The organism is Sphingomonas sp. 10B4, assembly GCF_035019905.1.
Classification (GTDB): domain Bacteria; phylum Pseudomonadota; class Alphaproteobacteria; order Sphingomonadales; family Sphingomonadaceae; genus Sphingomonas; species Sphingomonas glacialis.
In genome coordinates this window covers 1-262 of record NZ_JASJVC010000377.1, presented here as the reverse complement: position 1 = coordinate 262, position 262 = coordinate 1, and the positions used below count along the sequence as shown (strand labels likewise).

General features: G+C 54.6%; 1 protein-coding gene. It reads right to left on the bottom strand.

The genetic code is table 11. The features are described 5' to 3' along the window. Positions 1-262, bottom strand: a 262-nt coding sequence (locus QN347_RS20180) for an ATP-binding protein (RefSeq protein WP_323494457.1), incomplete at both ends; no start/stop codon positions are given.

Here is a 262-nt window from a genome sequence, read left to right as displayed (position 1 = left end):
ATCAAGCAGCGTTGACTGCTGAGCTGGGGCTAAGCCGACACCTAAGCATATGGTGAAGTAAAAACAGCTGCCACGCCCCAACTCACTGTCGACTTCGAGCAAGCCTTTCATGCTCTGCACCAACCTCGAGGAAATACTCAGGCCTAAGCCGGTACCGCCGTATTTACGGGTGGTCGAGGCATCGGCTTGACTGAAGGCTTGGAAGATACTGAGCTGTTTGTCGGCTGCGATGCCGATGCCCTCGTCGCTGACCGAAAAATAC